The sequence below is a fragment of the Pseudomonas sp. FH4 genome (assembly GCF_000510915.2).
In the GTDB taxonomy this organism is placed as follows: Bacteria; Pseudomonadota; Gammaproteobacteria; order Pseudomonadales; family Pseudomonadaceae; genus Aquipseudomonas; species Aquipseudomonas brenneri.
In genome coordinates, this window is the sequence record NZ_AOHN01000016.1 from 74,622 (window position 1) to 93,464 (window position 18,843).

The 18,843-nt window shown below is 62.6% G+C and carries 19 protein-coding genes and 1 pseudogene; 7 read left to right on the forward strand and 13 right to left on the reverse strand.

The annotated features are described in order from the left end of the window. Positions 1 to 110: 110 nt before the first annotated feature. The 7 genes from H097_RS11565 to H097_RS11595 all read right to left on the reverse strand — a co-directional run bounded on the left by H097_RS11565 (position 111) and on the right by H097_RS11595 (position 6,568). Positions 111 to 1,310, reverse strand: coding sequence for an extracellular solute-binding protein (locus H097_RS11565; protein WP_032859950.1), 1,200 nt, complete (start codon positions 1,308 to 1,310; stop codon positions 111 to 113). Next, complete coding sequence (locus tag H097_RS11570; protein WP_032860153.1) at positions 1,307 to 2,287, reverse strand: GTP-binding protein; 981 nt, start codon at positions 2,285 to 2,287, stop codon at positions 1,307 to 1,309. Before H097_RS11570 ends, H097_RS11565 begins: the two co-directional genes overlap by 4 nt. 15 nt (positions 2,288 to 2,302) lie before the next feature. Continuing rightward, the gene (locus H097_RS11575; RefSeq protein ID WP_032859951.1) at positions 2,303 to 2,611 is read right to left on the reverse strand and encodes a hypothetical protein; all 309 of its coding nucleotides are present in this window, start codon (positions 2,609 to 2,611) and stop codon (positions 2,303 to 2,305) included. A 13-nt stretch (positions 2,612 to 2,624) separates the two neighbouring features. Then, the gene (locus H097_RS11580) at positions 2,625 to 3,374 is read right to left on the reverse strand and encodes an SDR family NAD(P)-dependent oxidoreductase (RefSeq protein WP_032859952.1); all 750 of its coding nucleotides are present in this window, start codon (positions 3,372 to 3,374) and stop codon (positions 2,625 to 2,627) included. Between the two features lie 42 nt (positions 3,375 to 3,416). Further along, on the reverse strand, positions 3,417 to 4,178 hold the full coding sequence (locus H097_RS11585; RefSeq protein WP_032859953.1) for an SDR family NAD(P)-dependent oxidoreductase: 762 nt from the start codon (positions 4,176 to 4,178) through the stop codon (positions 3,417 to 3,419). An 11-nt stretch (positions 4,179 to 4,189) separates the two neighbouring features. Then, the gene (locus H097_RS11590; RefSeq protein ID WP_032859954.1) at positions 4,190 to 5,530 is read right to left on the reverse strand and encodes an MFS transporter; all 1,341 of its coding nucleotides are present in this window, start codon (positions 5,528 to 5,530) and stop codon (positions 4,190 to 4,192) included. Between the two features lie 159 nt (positions 5,531 to 5,689). After that, complete coding sequence (locus H097_RS11595) at positions 5,690 to 6,568, reverse strand: polysaccharide deacetylase (protein ID WP_032859955.1); 879 nt, start codon at positions 6,566 to 6,568, stop codon at positions 5,690 to 5,692. Positions 6,569 to 6,945: 377 nt separating this feature from the next. Between H097_RS11595 and H097_RS11600 the strand changes: the two genes are divergently transcribed. From H097_RS11600 to cmoB, 6 genes are all read left to right on the forward strand, one after another. Then, positions 6,946 to 7,935, forward strand: a complete 990-nt coding sequence (locus H097_RS11600) for a GntR family transcriptional regulator (RefSeq protein ID WP_032859956.1) — start codon at positions 6,946 to 6,948, stop codon at positions 7,933 to 7,935. A gap of 108 nt (positions 7,936 to 8,043) precedes the next feature. Then, positions 8,044 to 10,464 carry an endopeptidase La gene (gene lon / locus H097_RS11605; RefSeq protein ID WP_032859957.1) on the forward strand — a complete coding sequence of 807 codons (2,421 nt, stop codon included), beginning with the start codon at positions 8,044 to 8,046 and terminating at the stop codon, positions 10,462 to 10,464. 183 nt (positions 10,465 to 10,647) lie between these two features. Further along, positions 10,648 to 11,040: a protease inhibitor I42 family protein gene (locus tag H097_RS11610; protein ID WP_032859958.1), complete on the forward strand. Its 393-nt coding sequence runs from the start codon at positions 10,648 to 10,650 to the stop codon at positions 11,038 to 11,040. Between the two features lies 1 nt (position 11,041). Beyond that, positions 11,042 to 11,698: a lysoplasmalogenase gene (locus H097_RS11615; RefSeq protein ID WP_032859959.1), complete on the forward strand. Its 657-nt coding sequence runs from the start codon at positions 11,042 to 11,044 to the stop codon at positions 11,696 to 11,698. 35 nt (positions 11,699 to 11,733) lie between these two features. Beyond that, positions 11,734 to 12,477 carry a carboxy-S-adenosyl-L-methionine synthase CmoA gene (cmoA, locus tag H097_RS11620; RefSeq protein WP_029297461.1) on the forward strand — a complete coding sequence of 248 codons (744 nt, stop codon included), beginning with the start codon at positions 11,734 to 11,736 and terminating at the stop codon, positions 12,475 to 12,477. Then, on the forward strand, positions 12,474 to 13,430 hold the full coding sequence (gene cmoB / locus H097_RS11625) for a tRNA 5-methoxyuridine(34)/uridine 5-oxyacetic acid(34) synthase CmoB (RefSeq protein ID WP_032859960.1): 957 nt from the start codon (positions 12,474 to 12,476) through the stop codon (positions 13,428 to 13,430). Before cmoA ends, cmoB begins: the two co-directional genes overlap by 4 nt. Before the next feature lie 58 nt (positions 13,431 to 13,488). Here the strand turns inward: cmoB and tadA are convergent, their stop codons facing one another. Together tadA and H097_RS11635 are read right to left on the reverse strand one after the other, a co-directional pair. Further along, positions 13,489 to 13,980 (reverse strand): tRNA adenosine(34) deaminase TadA, encoded by a 492-nt coding sequence (gene tadA, locus H097_RS11630; protein WP_032859961.1) that lies wholly within the window; start codon positions 13,978 to 13,980, stop codon positions 13,489 to 13,491. Further along, positions 13,980 to 15,362: a multicopper oxidase family protein gene (locus tag H097_RS11635; RefSeq protein ID WP_032859962.1), complete on the reverse strand. Its 1,383-nt coding sequence runs from the start codon at positions 15,360 to 15,362 to the stop codon at positions 13,980 to 13,982. Before H097_RS11635 ends, tadA begins: the two co-directional genes overlap by 1 nt. Before the next feature lie 92 nt (positions 15,363 to 15,454). On the opposite strand from H097_RS11635, the pseudogene H097_RS29105 reads away from it, so the two are divergent. Beyond that, positions 15,455 to 15,562, forward strand: a pseudogene (locus H097_RS29105) (outer membrane lipoprotein carrier protein LolA); the annotation flags it as partial. A 13-nt stretch (positions 15,563 to 15,575) separates the two neighbouring features. Here H097_RS29105 and pdxJ read toward each other — a convergent pair. The 4 genes from pdxJ to rnc all read right to left on the reverse strand — a co-directional run bounded on the left by pdxJ (position 15,576) and on the right by rnc (position 18,811). Then, positions 15,576 to 16,319, reverse strand: coding sequence for a pyridoxine 5'-phosphate synthase (pdxJ, locus tag H097_RS11640; RefSeq protein ID WP_032859963.1), 744 nt, complete (start codon positions 16,317 to 16,319; stop codon positions 15,576 to 15,578). A gap of 51 nt (positions 16,320 to 16,370) precedes the next feature. Then, entirely contained in the window at positions 16,371 to 17,060 is a 690-nt protein-coding gene (gene recO / locus H097_RS11645) for a DNA repair protein RecO (protein WP_032859964.1), read from the reverse strand. Between the two features lie 166 nt (positions 17,061 to 17,226). Beyond that, entirely contained in the window at positions 17,227 to 18,129 is a 903-nt protein-coding gene (gene era / locus H097_RS11650) for a GTPase Era (RefSeq protein ID WP_029297473.1), read from the reverse strand. Then, positions 18,122 to 18,811, reverse strand: coding sequence for a ribonuclease III (gene rnc, locus H097_RS11655; protein ID WP_029297476.1), 690 nt, complete (start codon positions 18,809 to 18,811; stop codon positions 18,122 to 18,124). Before rnc ends, era begins: the two co-directional genes overlap by 8 nt. Positions 18,812 to 18,843 lie beyond the last annotated feature (32 nt).

Sequence of the window (18,843 nt, forward strand, 5' to 3'; positions counted from 1 at the left end):
CTACAAACCCTGCCTCAAAAAAATGCCCTTTCATTCAGGGCATTTGGACATCCAGATTAGTCTTCGCCGGGCAGAAGTAAAACCTAATAAATGCGGGAGGGCCGCTGACATTATTTTGACGACAAATCACCGCCTAAACGGCAGCGGGCCCGCATGAAATCGCCCCAGCGGCGCACCAGGTAGTTGTGCTCGTCCATCACCGAATTCCACACCGCGATATGCCCCATGCGCTGCTCGTAGGAGCCGCCATCGCGGACTTCGCCGACGTCGATCAGTGGCAGGCCATCGCTGCCCAGCAACTCTTCGCGGGCGGGTTTTCCTGCGTACCAGTAGTCCCACTCGGCGCTGCTCAGGTGGTCGCGGCTGCGCGCCGGGTTGCCGATGTAGTAACCCTGGCGGGCCATCACCGCACCGGGCCAACCCGACAGCCACCAGTTGAGGTAGGCATAGGCCGCGTCCAGCACCGGGCCTTTGGCATGGCGCGACAGCGACAGGCCGCCGAACCAGGCGCGATAGCCTTCGCGGGGCACAGCCAGACGGTATTTGACCCCGGCCCGATGCAGGCGCATCAAGGTCGGCGACCACAGGCTCTGGATATCGATGCTGGGGCTGAGCATCAATTGCGCCGCTTCCTCATCGTCGGACCAGAACGCGGCGAAATGGCCTTCCTTCTGCTTGCGCACAAGAATGTCGGCCAGCACATCGATCTCTTCGATGCTCATATTGCCGATGTCATTGAAGTCGGCCAGCCCCGCGCCCTGCACCGCCAGCGCCGCATCCAGGGCGCCGATGGCCGCGTCGCTTTGCAGCGCGGTGCGTGCGCTCCAGGCCGGGTCCAAAAGCCAGCCCCAGCTTTCATTGCTGCGGCAAAAGCCCTCGGGCAAGCGCTCGGGACGATAGGCAAAGCTGTCGGCGTTGTGGGTCAAGGGCAACATGCTGATGCGCTCGCTGACGGTGCTGCCGAGGCTGCCATCGTGCTGCACGAACAGGCGTTCGCTGGGCACGCTACCGCCGCCCAGGCGATCATCAGCACTCAGGCGCCCGCGCTTGGGCAGGTCGTTGATCTCGTGCCACAGGGCGATACGCCGGGTGTCGATTGGCTGGATCGCCCGTGCCGGCCACACAAAGTCGACGTTGTGAAACCACTGGTCATAGAGGTCATAGCTGTCCGGCTGCATCACCGCGATGCGCTGCGCCTGCTCGACATCGTGGACCTGATACACCAGGCGAATGCCCAGCTCCTGTTCGGCGCGCACGCGCAAACATTCCAACAGGGTCACCGAGGTGCCCAGCACTCTTAGGGTAATCATGGGGCGAACCTGCGGCAGAACACATCAAAGGAGCGGCGCAGCAACGCCGGGTCAAGGCCGCGCAAGATAAACACCAGGCGCGACTGACGCTCCGTGCCCGGCCATGCAGGCAAATGAACCGGGGCATGCAGGCAATGCTGCACGCCATGAATGACGATGGGGGCTGAGCTGGCGTTCACGTTGAGCAGTCCTTTGACGCGAAGAATGCGTTCGCCGTGGCATCTTAACAGCATCGATAACCAGACCCCGAAGCCCACCCAGTCCAGGGGCTGGTCGAAGGTCAGGCAACACACTTGCGCCGCGCCGTGGGTCGAGGGTGTGGAAGCTGCCTGATGCAATTTCCAGCGCCCCACTTCCAGCGCTGGCGTGGCGCTGCGCAGACCTTCACCCAGCAGCAATTGGTCGCCACTGTGGACCTCATCCGTGTTGAGGATCGGCGTGCCGGCGTTCAGCGCGGCCAGGTGTTGGCGCAAGTCATCGCAGTGATCCACCAGGTCGGTCTTGCTCAACAGCAAGCGATCGGCCGCCGCCACTTGGGCCAGCCACTCCGGGTGCAGGCGCTCTTGCAGGGCGGCGTGGCTGGCATCGACCAGGGTCACCACCAGGCCGATATGAAAACGCCCGCGCAGTTGCACATCGTTGTTCAAGGTGGCGAGGATCGGCGCCGGGTCGGCCAGGCCGGTGGTTTCCAGGATCACCCGCTTGAAGGCCGGGATTTCGCCACGTTCGCGGCGTTGCAGCAGGCCCAGTAGCGCGTCTTTCAATTCGCCACGGATGGAACAGCAGATGCAACCGCTGGGCAGCAATACCGTGTCGGGCGCCACTTCTTCGACCAGGAGATGGTCGATGCCGACATCGCCAAATTCATTGATCAGCAGCGCCGTGTCACCGAGGCTTTCGCCTTGCAACAGGCGCTTGAGCAAGGTGGTCTTGCCGCTGCCGAGGAAGCCGGTGATCACATTCAGCGCAATACTCATATTCATCCCCCACATTCAAAGGCGGTCCGGGGCAACTTCCAGATGGTTGAGCAAGGTTGGGTCCAGAGGATCCAGCGGGCGCCCCAGCATGCTTTCTGCGGCACGCCATAGCTGATCCAGGCCGCTGGCCAGTTCCTGCTTGCCGGTGGCGCCGAGCAGCAGGTAAGAGGCGCCCTGGAAGTCTTCGACCTTGAGCCGGAACACCGCCAGCACCTGGTTGATCGCGGCAATCCGGCGCAGGCGTTCGCGGCGCCGTGGCAGCTCGTCGCCCAAAGGATCGCTCCAGTGCAGGTCTTCGCCCAGCAGTCCACAGAGTCCGCACATGCTTAAGCTCCGCTCATGGCATGACATCGCCGGAGTTCGGCCCCAGTGTCTGGCCAACAAACAGGTTGCCACCCGGCTCACTGGCCAGCAGCACCGCCGTGGGCGCCACTTCATCGGCCAGGCCGAAGCGTCCCAGGGGCAACTCGGCGGCCTTGGCGCGCTTCCAGGTGTCACTGATGCCGCCCACCAGCGGCGTTTCAATCGGGCCGGGGGCGATGGCGTTGACCAGTACGTTGTCCTTGGCCACTTCCAGGGCCAGGGATTTGGTAAAACCGATCACCCCGGCCTTGGCCGCCGCGTAGTGGGTGAGTTCAGCGCCGCCCTTGATCCCCAGTTGCGAAGCGACGTTGATAATCCGCCCCCAACGCTGGGCGAGCATATGGGGCAAGGCGCGCTGGCTGGCGATAAACACGCTGGTCAGGTCCACGCGCAGCATGTCGTTCCACATCTCGATGGACAGGTCGACACAGCGCGCCTGGGTCAGCATGCCGGCGTTGTTGACCAGGATGTCGATGCCGCCGAAACGGGCGACGCAACTGTCCACACTGGCCTGGGCGCCTTCGACGGTGCCGACATCGGCGATGCACTCAAACACCTCGGCACCAAGGTTGCGACAGGTGATGGCGGTTTCGGCCAGGCTCGCGGCGTCGCGGTCGGCCAGCAGCAGGCGTGCGCCTTCGATGGCGTAGGCGCGGGCGATGGCAGCGCCGATACCGCTGCCGGCGCCGGTGATCACGGCGCGGCGGTTGCTGAGTTGAGGCATATAGATTCTCCTGTTCCTGAGACGGGTGAGCGTCCCATAGGGTTAATCGGGCCAGCGCACGGTCAGGCCGCCATCGATGACGATGCTCTGCCCGGTCAGGTAGCTGGAGGCATCGCTGGTCAAGAACTGCACCAGCGATGCCACCTCATCCGCCCGCCCAACCCGGCCCAGCGGGATCGCCCGCGCGGCTTTCGCCAGGCCTTCGGGGCCGAGGGAGTTCTTTGCATCCAGCGACTGCGGCGTCTCGATCAACCCCGGGATCACGGCGTTGCAACGGATCCCCAGCGGCGCCAACTCCACCGCCAGCGAGCGACACAAACCCGGTACGCCCGCCTTGGCCGCCGCGTAATGCGCGTGCTCCTGCCAGCCGTACACGCCACCGGCAATCGACGAGATCGCCACCAGCGCCCCACCCTCTTTCATCTGCCGGGTCGCCGCGCGGAAGGTGCGCATCACCCCCGTCAGGTCGACGTTGAGCATCTCGTTCCACAGCGCGTCGGTCATCTCCAGCAATGGCGCGCGGCGCAACAGGCCGGCGTTGGCCACCGCATAGTCGAGGCGGCCAAAATACTGGATCGCCTGCGCCGCCAGGTTATCCACAGAGGTGGTATCCCCCACGTCCAGCGGCAACATCACGCATTCACCACTGGCCGCTTGCACCAGGTCTGCGGTGATTTGCGGGTCATGGGGATCGGCCGGGTAATACCCGCCCACCACCGCCACGCCGCTGCGCGCATAAGCCACGGCGAGGGCTTGGCCGATGCCACTGGCGGCACCGGTAATCAAGGCAACTTTACGGCTCATCAATACACTCCTTACTGGACAGTTTCCGGACGCACGTGGCGTGCGGCAAACATCAGCGCGCCGGAGAGGAAGCACGGCAGCGCACCGAAATACAGGGCGGCGGTCTGCCAATCACTGCCGGCAGACAACACCTGGGTCGCGCCAAAACCGGCGACCACGGCGCCAATCGGGCCCATGGCGTGGATGATCGCGCCGCCGGTGGCACGGATGCTGGTAGGGAAACTCTCACTGATGAAAAACAGCGCCGCCGAGTACGGGCCGATCAGGAAAAACAGGCCCAGGCTGTACAGCCCGACCACCATGGGCATATTGCTCGGCCCATACAGCATGCCGGCGAACGCCAGGCCGCCAAGCATCCAGCCCAGGCCGATCACGTTGCGCCGACCGATCTTGTCGCCCAGCCAGCCGTGGGTCAGGTAGCCGCAGTAGCCCACCAGGTTGGACAGCACAAGGATGATCAGCGAGTTCTCGAACGAGATGTGGTGCACGCTGATGATCACCGAGGTGCCAAGCACGCTGAACACCTGGATCGCCGCCCAGTTGAGCAGGATCGCCGCGCCGATCACCAGGGTCGCCCGGCGTGCCGGACCACGGAAGGCCGCCTTGAGGCCGGCCTTGCTGTGTTCATCGTAGTCCACGCCGTAGGTCAGGGCGACGTTCTGCGCCTCGCTCACCGCGCCGCTTTTACGCAGTTGGGTGATGCGCTGGTGGATCTGGAACTGCGGGCTCTCCTTGAGCTTGCGCGCCATGATCGCAATCACGATGGCCGGGATGGCCGCGAAGATGAAGCAGCCCTGCCAGCCGATGATCGGCAACAGCAGCGCAGTCAGGCCCGCAGCGATCAGCGCGCCCACCGGCCAGCCGCCTTGTACCAGGCTGTAGATAAAGCCACGGCGCTTGGCCAGTTTCGGGTCGTCGGAAGCGGCGTACAGCTCGCTCAAATAGGTAGCGTTGACCGTTTCCTCGGCATAGCCCAGGCCACCCAGGGAACGGATAAAGATCAACGGTGACTTGCCCCACGCGCCGCCAATGGCCGTCAGGGCCGAGCACACGGCGGAGCCGGCGACGGTGAAGATAATCCCGGTGCGCCGTCCCAGCTTGTCCACCAGCGGGCCGATGGCCAGCGCCACCACGGCAGTCCCCACCGCCACCCAGGTCGCAATCTCGGCTTGCTCCACCTCACCCCAGCCGAAATGCCGGCCGATTTCCGGCAGCAACGTGCCGAACAGGATGAAGTCATACACCGCAAACACCCAGGCAAAAAACGCAATCCAGGTGGCGAAACGCACCTCCTTGGACGTCAGTTGCCGGGGTTTCCAGCCAGTCAGGTCGAGCTTGTTATAGATAGACATGGATCGCGCCTCGATGGGGGCAAAGGGTCAGGTACGCATGGGGCCCCCTGTAGGAGCGAGCTTGCTCGCGAAAAACCCAAGTGCGCCGCGTACATCCAGGATGCCCGCGTCATCGTCAGCGATTTTCGCGAGCAAGCTCGCGCCTACAGGGGGGCCAGGTCAGGTACGGGGTTGGCGGCGGATAAAGTCGTCGGCGATCTCGTCGAAGGTGACGAAGCGCACACCGGCATGGCCCTGGATGTGTTCGATCAAGCGTTCCAGCATCAACAGCACTTGCGGGCGACCGGACACGTCGGGGTGGATGGTCATGGTGAACACCGCGTGCTCGTGCTCGCGGTAGACCCAGTCGAACTGGTCGCGCCACATTTCTTCCAGATGGCGCGGGTTGACGAAGCCATGGCTATTGGGCGCTTTCTTGATGAACATCATTGGCGGCAGGTCGTCGAGGTACCAGTTGGCCGGGATCTCCACCAGGTCGGTTTCTTCGCCGCGCACCAGGGGTTTCATCCAGGTATCGGGGTGCTGGCTGTAGTCGATCTTGGTCCAGGTATCGCCCTTGCGCACGTAGTAGGGATGGAAGTCGTTGTGCATCAGGCTGTGGTCGTACTTGATGCCTTTTTTCAGCAGCAACTCATTGGTGACCTTGCTGAACTCCCACCAGGGCGCGACGTAGCCGGTGGGGCGCTTGCCAGTGACCTGGGTGATCAGTTCGATGGACTTGTCGAGGACGATTTCTTCCTGCTCGGCCGTCATGGCAATGGGGTTTTCATGGCTGTAGCCATGCACACCTATTTCGTGGCCGGCATCGGCCACGGCCTTCATCTGCTCAGGAAAGGTTTCCATCGAGTGACCCGGGATAAACCAGGTGGTGCGCAGGCCATAGCGCTCGAACAACTTGAGCAGGCGCGGCGCCCCGACTTCACCGGCGAACAGGCCACGGGAAATATCGTCCGGGGAGTCTTCGCCGCCATAGGAACCGAGCCAGCCGGCGACCGCGTCGACGTCGACGCCAAATGCACAGAGGATGTCTTTAGCCATGGGGTATCTCCCTTCAAGGTTGATTGCGGCTTCAACGGCCAGGGCGGCCCACCACAAAAACGTACATATTAATAAAATGTACATTTAACAAAGGCAGATTTCGTGCCAGCCTGTCTGCGCACTCAAGCCCAGGATCGGACGACCTGGCCAAGACCTACGGGATAGATGGTGTTGAGTCCGGGGAAAAAATCTTGCACCGCATCCGCGATAGGCCTTCAATGAAATAATGTATCTTTTATTAATAAATACATTTTGGTGCAGAAAGGTAACACCCCAACATTCCAGGCCCCAAAAAAGTGCCGCCGATGTGGCGCAGAGTGACAGGCGCATCTATGAGAGAATCCCCGGCCACCGTCCTACATGCCTCAGAGAAAGCAATGAAAGCAGTGTCCGCCTCGGCCTCCCGCTACGCGATGATTCACCAGTTGTTGCGTGATGCGATCGTCAGCGGCACCGCGCGCCACGGGCTGGTCCTGCTGGAGGCGCCGCTGGCCGAACTGTTCGGCACCAGCCGCGTGCCGGTGCGCAAGGCGCTGGACCTGCTGCACACAGAAGGGTTGATCTGCCGTTTCGATGGCCGGGGTTACCTGATCAACCCCGAAGGCCTGGACCTGGAGCCGTTGCGCCTGCCCCTGAGCCATGCGCACCTGGGCCTGAACGGCGAAGATGAACTGGTGGACACCCGCCCCCTGGGTGAACGCATCGTCGAGGAAATCGGCGCGGCGCTGTCCACCTGCATTGCCTTCGGCCACTACCGCCTCGATGAACAGGCCGCCGCCGATCACTACGGCGTCAGCCGCGCGGTGGTGCGTGAAGCCTTGATGCGCCTGCGCGACCGCGGCCTGGTGGAAAAGGAGCCGTACTCGCAATGGCTGGCAGGCCCGCTGACCGCCCGGGAAGTCACTGAAGACTACGAGCTACGCGCCTGCCTGGAGCCGGAAGCCTTGCGCCAGAGCGCGCCGGGCCTGGCCCGCGAGGTGCTCGAAGCCATGTTGCAGCGGGTGATCGACGCGCAAAACAGCGCCCACTGCAGCCTTGAAGACATCGAGCAACTCGAAGCCGACCTGCACCAGCACTGCCTGGCGGGCCTGCAGAACCGCAAGATCGCCGCGCTGATCCGCCAGGGCCAGAGCCCGATGATCATCAGCCGGATCTTCTACCGTTTGCTGGGGATCGGCGCAGACCCGGCGATGCTCGCCGAACACCGGCTGATCCTGGAACTGCTGCTGCACGGGGCCTTCGATGCCGCGGCGCTGAACCTGCGCGAGCATTTGCAGCGGGCACGCCAGCGCATGTTGCAGCGGTTGAAGGTGTTGTCGGTGCTGCCGGAGCAGCCATTGCCCGCCTACCTGCACAAAATCAGCTGACCTACAGGTTGGTTAATATCATGCAATTTGTTGCTAACCACGCCGCGCCATTGAAACCACCGCTCACCTGCCCCATCTAACCTGCATACTTCACTATGCAGGTGCCCCATGAGCGACCAGCAAGAATTCCCCGATATCGACCTCAACGACTACGCCGACCCCGAAAACGCCCAAGCTCCGTCGTCCAACACCGGCCTCGCCCTGCCTGGGCAGAACCTGCCGGACAAGGTCTATATCATCCCGATCCACAACCGGCCGTTCTTCCCGGCGCAAGTATTGCCGGTGATCGTCAATGAAGAGCCCTGGGCCGAGACCCTGGAGCTGGTAAGCAAATCCGACCATCACTCCCTGGCCCTGTTCTTCATGGACACGCCACCTGAAGACCCACGGCATTTCGATACCTCCGCCCTGCCGCTGTACGGCACCCTGGTGAAGGTCCATCACGCCAGCCGCGAAAACGGCAAGCTGCAATTCGTCGCCCAGGGCCTGACCCGTGTGCGGATCAAGACCTGGCTCAAGCACCATCGCCCACCGTACCTGGTGGAAGTCGAATACCCGCACCAGCCCAGCGAGCCGACCGACGAGGTCAAGGCCTACGGCATGGCGCTGATCAATGCGATCAAGGAACTGCTGCCGCTCAACCCGCTGTACAGCGAAGAGCTGAAGAACTACCTCAACCGCTTCAGCCCCAACGACCCATCGCCCCTGACCGACTTCGCCGCCGCGCTGACCTCGGCCACGGGTAACGAGTTGCAGGAAGTGCTGGACTGCGTGCCCATGCTCAAGCGCATGGAGAAAGTGTTGCCGATGCTGCGCAAAGAGGTGGAAGTCGCGCGCCTGCAAAAGGAAATCTCCGCCGAAGTTAACCGCAAGATCGGCGAGCACCAGCGCGAGTTCTTCCTCAAGGAACAGCTCAAGGTGATCCAGCAGGAGCTGGGGCTGACCAAGGACGATCGCAGCGCCGACGTCGAGCAGTTCGAGCAACGCCTGGAAGGCAAGGTGCTGCCGGCCCAGGCGCAGAAACGCATCGATGAAGAACTGAACAAACTGTCGATCCTGGAAACCGGCTCGCCGGAATACGCGGTCACGCGCAATTACCTGGACTGGGCCACCTCGGTGCCGTGGGGTGTGTATGGCGAGGACAAACTCGACCTCAAGCACGCACGCAAGGTCCTGGACAAACACCACGCCGGCCTGGATGACATCAAGAGCCGTATCCTCGAATTCCTCGCCGTCGGCGCCTATAAAGGCGAAGTCGCCGGCTCCATCGTACTGCTGGTGGGCCCGCCGGGCGTGGGCAAGACCAGCGTCGGCAAATCCATTGCCGAGTCCCTGGGCCGGCCGTTCTACCGCTTCAGCGTCGGCGGCATGCGCGACGAGGCCGAGATCAAGGGCCATCGCCGCACCTACATCGGCGCCCTGCCGGGCAAGCTGGTGCAGGCGCTTAAAGATGTGGAGGTGATGAACCCGGTGATCATGCTCGACGAGATCGACAAGATGGGCCAGAGCTTCCAGGGCGACCCGGCCTCGGCGCTGCTGGAAACCCTCGACCCGGAGCAGAACGTCGAATTCCTCGATCACTACCTGGACCTGCGCCTGGACCTGTCCAAAGTGCTGTTCGTGTGTACCGCCAACACCCTGGACTCAATCCCCGGCCCCCTGCTGGACCGGATGGAAGTGATTCGCCTATCGGGCTATATCACTGAAGAGAAAGTCGCCATCGCCAAGCGTCACCTGTGGCCCAAACAGTTGGAAAAGGCCGGTGTGACCAAGAACAGCCTGAGCATCACCGACGGCGCCCTGCGCGCCCTGATTGATGGCTACGCCCGCGAAGCCGGGGTGCGCCAGTTGGAGAAACAGCTGGGCAAGCTGGTGCGCAAAGCCGTGGTCAAGCTGCTGGACGAGCCGGACTCGGTGATCAAGATCGGCAACAAGGACCTGGAAGGTTCCCTGGGCATGCCGGTGTTTCGCAACGAGCAAGTGCTGTCGGGCACCGGGGTGATTACCGGCCTGGCCTGGACCAGCATGGGCGGCGCGACCTTGCCGATCGAAGCGACGCGCATCCACACGCTCAATCGCGGCTTCAAACTCACCGGGCAGTTGGGCGAAGTGATGAAGGAATCCGCCGAAATCGCCTACAGCTACATCAGCTCCAACCTGAAGTCGTTTGGCGGTGATCCGAAGTTCTTCGATGAAGCCTTCGTCCACCTGCACGTACCGGAAGGCGCCACACCCAAGGACGGCCCGAGTGCCGGGGTGACCATGGCCAGTGCCCTGCTGTCGCTGGCACGCAACCAGCCGCCGAAAAAAGGCGTGGCCATGACCGGTGAACTGACCCTGACCGGGCATGTGCTACCGATTGGCGGCGTGCGTGAGAAAGTGATTGCGGCACGGCGCCAGAAGATTCATGAACTGATCCTGCCGGAGCCTAATCGCGGGAGCTTTGAAGAGTTGCCGGAATACCTGAAGGAAGGGATGACGGTGCACTTTGCCAAGCGCTTTGCGGATGTGGCGAAGGTGTTGTTCTGATAGATCTGTAGCGCCTGCACTGGCCTCATCGCGGGCAAGCCCGCTCCTACAGGGTACGCATTCCAACTGTAGGAGCGGGCTTGCCCGCGATAGGGCCAGCACGGCCAACATAACCCCCCTGCTGTAACACCTTGTCTCATCTTCGGTTATGCTCGCTCTTCGTCGTCAATCAACGGAGCTTTCATGACCGCTGCCCGCCTGCTTCTTCCGTTAAGCCTCGCCCTGCTCGCGGCTTGCGCCAGTGCACCGAAGCAAAACGTCACCGTGGAAAAACAGAGCGCCTGCCCGCTGGTGCTCAAGACCGGGCAAAACCTGATCCTGACCTTGCCCAGCAACCCCACCACCGGCTACCGCTGGGCGATCCAGGATTCGGCTGGCGGCGTGCTGCGCAGCCTGAGTCCCGAGGTCTACAGCAATCCCGAGGATGCCGGCGTGGTCGGGGCCGCCGGGCAATCGACCTGGCGTTTCCAGGCGTTTACCGCCGGTAGCGGCCGCCTACGCCTGACCTCCCAACAACCCTGGGCCCCGGAAGTGAATCCGGTGGACACCTTTGACTGCGCCATTACGGTGAACTGATATGCCATGGATGATTCTTGCGTTGATGGGTGCGGGGACCTTTATCTACGGCCTGAGCACGCACGCCACCTTGCTTTGCCTGTTGGTCAAGCCGCTGCCGGTACTGGCGATGTTGGGCTGGCTGCATGATGCGCCACCCAGCGACTATCGACGCTGGATCAGCCTCGGGTTGATTTTTTCCCTGGTGGGCGATGTGTTGCTGGCCTGGCCCGGCGACCTGTTTATCTTTGGCCTCGGTGCGTTTCTGTTTGCGCACCTGGCGTACCTCAAGGCCTATTTCAGCGACTGCCGCCGTGCAGCGCTGCCGGCCTTGATACTGGCGCTGGTGGTGGGCGCGATCTTGCTGAGCATCCTGATTTCCCATGGCCTGGGCGACTTGTTGATTCCGGTGGTGGTGTATGCGCTGGTGATCAGCGCCATGCTCTGGCGTGCGTTGGCCCGGTTGGGCAGCGATGTGCCCAAGCGCTCGGCACAACTGGCGGCCATTGGCGCGGCGTTGTTTGTGTTTTCCGACACGCTGATCGGGATCAACCGCTTTGTGGTGACCTTTGATGCTGCGCCGTATTTGCTGATCATTACCTACTGGCTGGGGCAATGGGGGATCACCGCGTCGGCGTTCCATCAGACAACCCGCGCATCCAAGGAGCAAGTTGGCTAAAATGCCGGCCTTTTCCCCTTGTCGCCGGAACAGCCGTGAGCAAAGAACCCGATCGCCTATTCGCCCAGCCCTTGCCCCAGGTGCCGGACTTCGCCTTTAACGAGGACGTGGTGCGGGTATTCCCGGACATGATCAAGCGCTCGGTGCCCGGCTACCCGACCATTGTCGAGAACCTCGGTGTGCTCGCCGCGCAGTTTGCCCAGCCCAATAGCGTGCTGTATGACCTGGGCTCGTCCCTCGGCGCGGTGACCCAGGCCCTGCGCCGCCACGTGCGCACCGACGGTTGCCGGGTGATCGCTGTGGATAACTCGGCGGCGATGGTCGAGCGCTGCCGCGAATACCTCAACGGCCAGGACTCGATGTTCCAGGAGCTGTTGCCGGTGGAGGTGATCGACGGCGATATCCTCGCCCTGCAGTTCCAGCCGGCCTCAGTGGTGGCGCTGAATTTCACCCTGCAATTCATCGCCCCTGAGGAGCGCCTGGCATTGCTTGGGCGGATTCGCCAGGCGCTGCTGCCAGGTGGCGCGCTGATTCTCTCGGAAAAACTGCGCTTCAATGATCCCCAAGAGCATGCGCTGCTCACCGACCTGCATGTGGCGTTCAAGCGCGCCAACGGCTACAGCGAGCTGGAAATCGCCCAAAAGCGCAGCGCCATCGAAAACGTCATGAAGCCCGACAGCCTCGAAGAACACCGCGAGCGCCTGCTGGCGGCCGGGTTCTCGAAAGTCGTGCCGTGGTTCCAGTGTCTTAACTTTGCCTCGTTGATTGCCTTGCCATGATTGATCTGTCTCCCCTCGCCCGCCATCTGGTCGGCACTCCCCTGGCCGTTTGGGCCCAAGGCGTGCAAGCGCAACTCGATGCAAAAATGGAAAAGGGCCATGGCGACCTCGCGCGCTGGCAAAGTGCATTGGACGCATTGCCCAAGATCCTGCCCAGCGAAATCGACCTGCTGAACGGCCTGACCCTCGACACCGATTGCGATGACGCAACCCGCACGCAGATGCATGCCGCGCTGATGGGCCTGAGCCCGTGGCGCAAGGGGCCGTTCAACCTGTTCGGGGTGCATGTGGACACCGAATGGCGCTCGGACTGGAAATGGTCGCGGGTCGCGCCGCACCTGAACCTCAAAGGCAAGCGCATCCTCGATGTCGGCTGTGGCAACGGCTATTACATGTGGCGCATGCTCGGCGCCGGTGCCGACAGCGTGATTGGCGTCGATCCCAACTGGCTGTTTTTCTGCCAGTTCCAGGCGGTACAGCGTTACTTGTCGGCCCCCAACGCCTGGCACCTGCCCTTCCCGTTCGAAGACCTGCCGCCGAACATGGAAGGTTTCGACACCGTGTTCTCCATGGGCGTGTTCTACCACCGCCGCTCGCCGATCGAGCACTTGCTGGCACTCAAGGATTGCCTGGTCAAGGGTGGCGAACTGGTACTGGAAACCTTGGTGATCGAGGGTGACCAGCAGCAGGTGTTGGTGCCGGAAGACCGCTATGCGCAGATGCGCAACGTGTGGTTTCTGCCATCCGTGCCGGCACTGATGTTGTGGCTACGCCGTGCGGGTTTCAGCGATGTACGTTGCGTGGATGTCAGCGTGACCACGGTCGAGGAACAACGCGGGACGGAGTGGATGAAGTATCAGTCGCTGAGTGATTTCCTCGACCCTGAGGATCACAGCAAGACGATTGAAGGGCTGCCGGCGCCGATGCGGGCGGTGATCATCGCCAAGAAATAACCCATCCCTGTAGGAGCCGGCAAGCCGGCTCCTACATTGATTGGGTTTTTACATGAGGTCAGGGTTTAGCCCGGCGCGCCTTGAAGAACTCACTCAACACCGCCCCACACTCCTCGGCCAGCACCCCGCCTTCATACAACACCCGATGATTCAAAAAGCCCTGGGTAAAGAACTGCCCCTGGCTTTGCACAATCCCGGCCTTGGGCTCCAGTGCGCCGTACACCACCCGGGCGATGCGCGAATGCACGATCAGCCCGGCGCACATGCTGCACGGTTCCAGGGTCACATACAGCGTACTGCCCGGCAGGCGGTAGTTGCTGATGGCCTGGGCGGCGGCGCGGATGGCGACCATTTCGGCGTGGGCGCTCGGGTCGCTGCCGCTGATCGGGCAATTGAAGCCGCGGCCGATGATTTCACCGTCCTGCACCAACACCGCGCCGACCGGCACTTCACCGAGGGCCGCGCCTTGGGCCGCGAGGGCCAGGGCCTCGCGCATGAAGTCCTGGTCGCGGCTGCGGTCGATAATCGCCGTCGGGCGAATCTGGCGCATCACGCCACCTCGATGGCGGCCATCAGGCCGGTTTCCATATGGTCGATCACATGGCAATGGAACATCCACACCCCAGGGTTATCCGCCACCAACGCCACGCGGGCGCGTTCGTTCTTGCCCAGCAAGTAGGTGTCGGTGAAATACGGCGTGACCTTGTGGCGGTTCGAAGCGATCACCTTGAAGCTCATGCCATGCAGGTGGATCGGGTGCTGGTACTGGGTCATGTTTTTCAATTCAAAAATATAGCTCTTGCCCAGTTCCAGCTTGGCAATCGGGCGGTCGGCGCAGGTCTTGTCGGTGATGTCCCAGGCCTGGCCGTTGATCTGCCACAGGCTTGGCGGTTTGCCGTTCTCGACGTTGACCGAGACCGAGCCCACCCATTCGAAATTGAAGTTGAGCTTTTCGGCATTGGCCAGGTCCGGCTCGGCAATCGGGTTGGCCGGCAAGGCGGGCGGCCACTCACCGGGCGCATCCGTATTGGCCACCGAGCGGAAGGTACCCAGGCGCACCGGGCCATTGCGGATCGACAGTTCTTCGCCGGCCGGCGGAGCCTTGATCGCCAGGCAAATGCGCATGCCCGGGCCCAGCCAATAGTCCTTGCCCAGCGGCCGTGGCTCGATGGGGTTGCCATCCAGCGCATAGATCTGCGCTTCAGCATTGGGGATGTTCAGGCGATAGGTCAGCGTGTTGTCGAGGTTGAGCAGGCGCACACGGGTGATTTGCCCGGCCGGCAGGTCGATGACCGCCTGCGGTACACCGTTGATGGTCGACAGGCGCCCGGCCGTACCGCCACGGGCTGCTTCGCGGGGGATGCTGAATTCGACAAACTCACCCTGTTCGTCGATATGCCAGTTTTTCAGGCTCAGGGTGCGCTCATGCTTGAAGCCGGTGGGCTCGCGCTCTTCGACAATCAACGGGCCGACCAGGCCGCGGCCCAGTTCTTCGCTGCTGCTCACATGGGGGTGATACCAGTAGCTGCCGGCATCCGGCACGCGGAATTGGTAGTCGAAATACTCGCCGGGCAACACCGGCAATTGAGAAACGTACGGCACGCCGTCCATTTCCAGGGGCAGGCGGATGCCGTGCCAGTGGATGGTGGTGGCAACCGGCAGGTGGTTGATAAAACGCACCCGCAGCCACTCACCCTGGCGCACACGCAACTCGGTACCCGGTGCCGATGGGCCGAATGCCCAGGCCTGGGTTGTGTGCCCTGGCACCAGTTCCACATCCAGGGGCGCGGCGATCAGCTCGTAATCGCGCCCGGCGCTGGCGTCCGCGACTTTCCCCAGCCAGTAGCGATAGGCGCCACCGGCACCGACGCCCACCACTGCCAGGCCGGCGAGGCCACTAAGGATTTGTCGACGGGAAAAGGATCGGGACACAACAACCTCACGTATCTGCGCGGGCGCAAGGCCCGCAAAGGGCAAATACGATACACCCCCGCCGGCTAAACAGTAAGGCTTCGCATTGCCGCATGAAACCTGTAGGAGCGAGCTTGCTCGCGAAGGTCGTTAACGATGACGCGGGAATTCTGGCTCCCCGCGCTGTTCTCAGGCTTTTCGCGAGCAAGCTCGCTCCTACAGGTTGATCGACGGTCAGTGCTTGGCGGCGGCCAGGATCAGCGCTTTCATCTCGGCAACCGCACCTTTGAAACCGACGAACAGCGCATGGGCGACCAGCGCGTGGCCGATGTTCAGTTCGTTGATGCCCTTGATCGCCGCCACGGCTTCGACGTTGTGGTAGTGCAGGCCATGGCCGGCGTTGACGATCAGGCCCTCGCGCAAGCCGCAGGCCACACCGTCGATGATGCGTTGCAGTTCGTCGGCGACCTCGGTCGGGGTGGTGGCATCGGCGTAGCGGCCGGTATGCAACTCGATGGCCGGCGCTCCCACGCGGCGCGAGGCTTCGATCTGCCGCTCATCGGCGTCGATAAACAGCGAAACTTCACTGCCAATCTGCGACAGGCGCTCGACCGCCGCCTTGATCCGCGCTTCCTGGCCGGCCACGTCCAGGCCGCCTTCGGTGGTCAGTTCCTGGCGGGTTTCCGGGACCAGGCAGATATGCGCCGGGCGGATGCGCTCGGCGAAGGCCATCATTTCTTCGGTGATGCCCATTTCGAAGTTCATGCGGGTTTGCAGCACGTCCTTGAGCACCAGCACATCGCGCTCCTGGATGTGCCGGCGGTCTTCGCGCAGGTGCACGGTGATCCCGTCGGCGCCTGCTTCTTCGGCGTCCAGTGCGGCCTTGACCGGATCAGGGTAACGGGTGCCCCGGGCCTGGCGCAGGGTGGCAACGTGGTCGATGTTGACGCCAAGAAGAATGCGATTGCTGGTGGTCACGGAAGCGCTCCTGAAAAGGGAAAGAATCGGCGCACAGCATACACGGGGATGTCAGGGCTTTCGAAACAACTCGCGACTGACCAACGGCCGACCGCCCAAATGCACGGCCAGGGCCTGGCGCATCAGGCGCTTGGCCGCCGACAGGGCGCCAGGGGCACTCCAGTCGGCCTCGGCCATGGCCAATAACTCGGTGCCCTGGAACAGACCGGGTTGCAGCAGGTAGACGCGCTCCAGGCCGGCGTCCACTTGCAGGCGGTACATGCCATCGGCCGCGATGGGCTCGCCGTGCAAGTCGTTGTTGAGTTCGAAGCCGTAGCCCAGGTCGTCGAGCAGGCGCCATTCGAAGGCGCGCAGCAGCGGCTCGAGTGGGCGGCCTTCGGCCAGGGCCAACAAGGTGGCGGCGTAGTGATCGAAGACCGCAGGGTGCGGGTCTTCGGCGGGCAGCAGGCGGATCAGCAGCTCGTTGAGGTAGAGCCCGCTGAACAGCGCCTCGCCATTGAGCCAGGCCGAGGTGCCGATGCTTTCCAGGCGCCCGACGTTTTTCAACTCACCCTTGCCGCGAAACTCCACGTCCAGCGCCACGAATGGCCGCGCCAGCGTCCCCGCCTTGCCCCGCGCGCTGCGCAACACCGCGCGCAGGCGGCCTTGAGGCGTGAGGAAATCCACCAGGGCGCTGGTCTCGCGGTAGGCGCGGCTGTGCAGGACGTAGGCGGGTTGGCTGGGGGGTGGGGATTGGGACATTGGGTTCTCGCTGACGGAACACGGTCTTGAAAACTACGACGATCCAATGTGGGAGCGGGCTTGCTCGCGAATGCGGTGGGTCAGCCAAAGCATCCGGTGACTGATCCACTGCATTCGCGAGCAAGCCCGCTCCCACATTTTGTCCTGCGGCGTTACTGGAGACTGATTACAGGTCGCCGTAGCCCAGGGAGCGCAGCGCACGCTCGTCATCGGACCAGCCACCCTTAACCTTCACCCACAGGTTAAGCATGATCTTGGAATCGAACAGCAACTCCATGTCCTTGCGCGCTTCGGTGCCGATGCGCTTGATGCGTTCGCCCTTGTCGCCAATGATGATTTTCTTCTGGCCGTCACGTTCGACGAGGATCAGCGCATGGATATGCAGGGTCTTGCCCTGCTGCTTGAACTCTTCGATTTCGACGGTGATCTGGTACGGCAACTCGGCGCCCATCTGGCGCATGATTTTCTCGCGTACCAGCTCGGCGGCAAGGAATCGGCTGCTGCGGTCGGTGATCTGGTCTTCCGGGAAGAAGTGCTCGTTCTCCGGCAGGTAGCCTGCGATCACGCGCTCCAGGGCTTCGAGGTTGTGCCCGTGCTGGGCCGAGATCGGCATGATCTGGGCATTCGGCAGTTGTTCCTGCAACCAGCTCAGGTGCGGCATCAGTTCGGCTTTGTCTTCGATGCGGTCGGTCTTGTTCAACGCGACGATCAACGGCCCGGTGACGTACTGCACACGCTCCAGCACCATCTGGTCTTCATCGGTCCACTTGGTGCGGTCGACCACGAAGATCACCACGTCGACGTCTTTCAACGCGGCCGAAGCGGTCTTGTTCATGTAGCGGTTCAGCGCTTTCTCGCCGCCTTTGTGCATGCCCGGGGTGTCGACGTAGACCGCTTGCACGTTGCCTTCGGTCTTGATGCCCAGCATGTTGTGGCGGGTGGTCTGCGGCTTGCGCGAGGTGATCGCCAGCTTCTGCCCCAGGATATGGTTCAGCAGCGTGGACTTGCCCACGTTGGGACGGCCGACGATGGCAACATAGCCACAGCGTGTTGCGGTTGAATCAGTCATGGCCATTCTCCACGCCCAGGGCAATCAGTGCTGCAGCGGCCGCTACCTGTTCGGCAATACGACGGCTCACACCCTGACCTCGGCTTTTTTCGTTCAATAAGGTGACTTCGCATTCGACGAAGAACACACGGCAGTGCGGTTCACCCTGGATATCCACCACTTCGTAGCGTGGCAGTTCGCAGCCGCGCGACTGCAAAAATTCCTGCAGGCGGGTCTTGGGATCCTTGTTGGTATCCACCAGGGTCAGGCTGTCGATTTCCGACGCCAGCCAGGCCATGACCCGCTCCTTGGCCACTTCCATCCCGGCATCCAGGTAGATCGCACCGATCAGGGCTTCCAGGGCATCGGCCAGGATCGACTCGCGACGGAAACCGCCGCTCTTCAACTCACCGGAACCCAGGCGCAGGTATTCGCCCAGGTCAAAACCACGGGCCAGTACGGCCAGGGTCTCGCCCTTCACCAGGCGCGCGCGCAGGCGCGACAGCTGGCCTTCACGGGCCAGGGGGAAGCGGTTGAACAGGGCTTCGCCAGCGGCGAAGTTAAGGATGGCATCACCGAGGAATTCCAGGCGTTCATTGTTGCGCCCGGCAAAACTGCGGTGTGTGAGGGCAAGGACCATCAATTCCTGGTCCTTGAAGGTGTAGCCGAGCTGACGCTCAAGACGACTCAAAGAAACGCTCACGGTTTACCTACTTTCAGTACGTGGCGGCAAAG

Coding starts and splice junctions, on each gene's coding strand:
- H097_RS11565 (WP_032859950.1), bottom strand. CDS start 1,310: ATGATTACCCTAAGAGTGCTGGGCACCTCGGTGACCCTGTTGGAATGT.
- H097_RS11570 (WP_032860153.1), bottom strand. CDS start 2,287: ATGAGTATTGCGCTGAATGTGATCACCGGCTTCCTCGGCAGCGGCAAG.
- H097_RS11575 (WP_032859951.1), bottom strand. CDS start 2,611: ATGTGCGGACTCTGTGGACTGCTGGGCGAAGACCTGCACTGGAGCGAT.
- H097_RS11580 (WP_032859952.1), bottom strand. CDS start 3,374: ATGCCTCAACTCAGCAACCGCCGCGCCGTGATCACCGGCGCCGGCAGC.
- H097_RS11585 (WP_032859953.1), bottom strand. CDS start 4,178: ATGAGCCGTAAAGTTGCCTTGATTACCGGTGCCGCCAGTGGCATCGGC.
- H097_RS11590 (WP_032859954.1), bottom strand. CDS start 5,530: ATGTCTATCTATAACAAGCTCGACCTGACTGGCTGGAAACCCCGGCAA.
- H097_RS11595 (WP_032859955.1), bottom strand. CDS start 6,568: ATGGCTAAAGACATCCTCTGTGCATTTGGCGTCGACGTCGACGCGGTC.
- H097_RS11600 (WP_032859956.1), top strand. CDS start 6,946: ATGAAAGCAGTGTCCGCCTCGGCCTCCCGCTACGCGATGATTCACCAG.
- lon (WP_032859957.1), top strand. CDS start 8,044: ATGAGCGACCAGCAAGAATTCCCCGATATCGACCTCAACGACTACGCC.
- H097_RS11610 (WP_032859958.1), top strand. CDS start 10,648: ATGACCGCTGCCCGCCTGCTTCTTCCGTTAAGCCTCGCCCTGCTCGCG.
- H097_RS11615 (WP_032859959.1), top strand. CDS start 11,042: ATGCCATGGATGATTCTTGCGTTGATGGGTGCGGGGACCTTTATCTAC.
- cmoB (WP_032859960.1), top strand. CDS start 12,474: ATGATTGATCTGTCTCCCCTCGCCCGCCATCTGGTCGGCACTCCCCTG.
- tadA (WP_032859961.1), bottom strand. CDS start 13,980: ATGCGCCAGATTCGCCCGACGGCGATTATCGACCGCAGCCGCGACCAG.
- recO (WP_032859964.1), bottom strand. CDS start 17,060: ATGTCCCAATCCCCACCCCCCAGCCAACCCGCCTACGTCCTGCACAGC.
- era (WP_029297473.1), bottom strand. CDS start 18,129: ATGACTGATTCAACCGCAACACGCTGTGGCTATGTTGCCATCGTCGGC.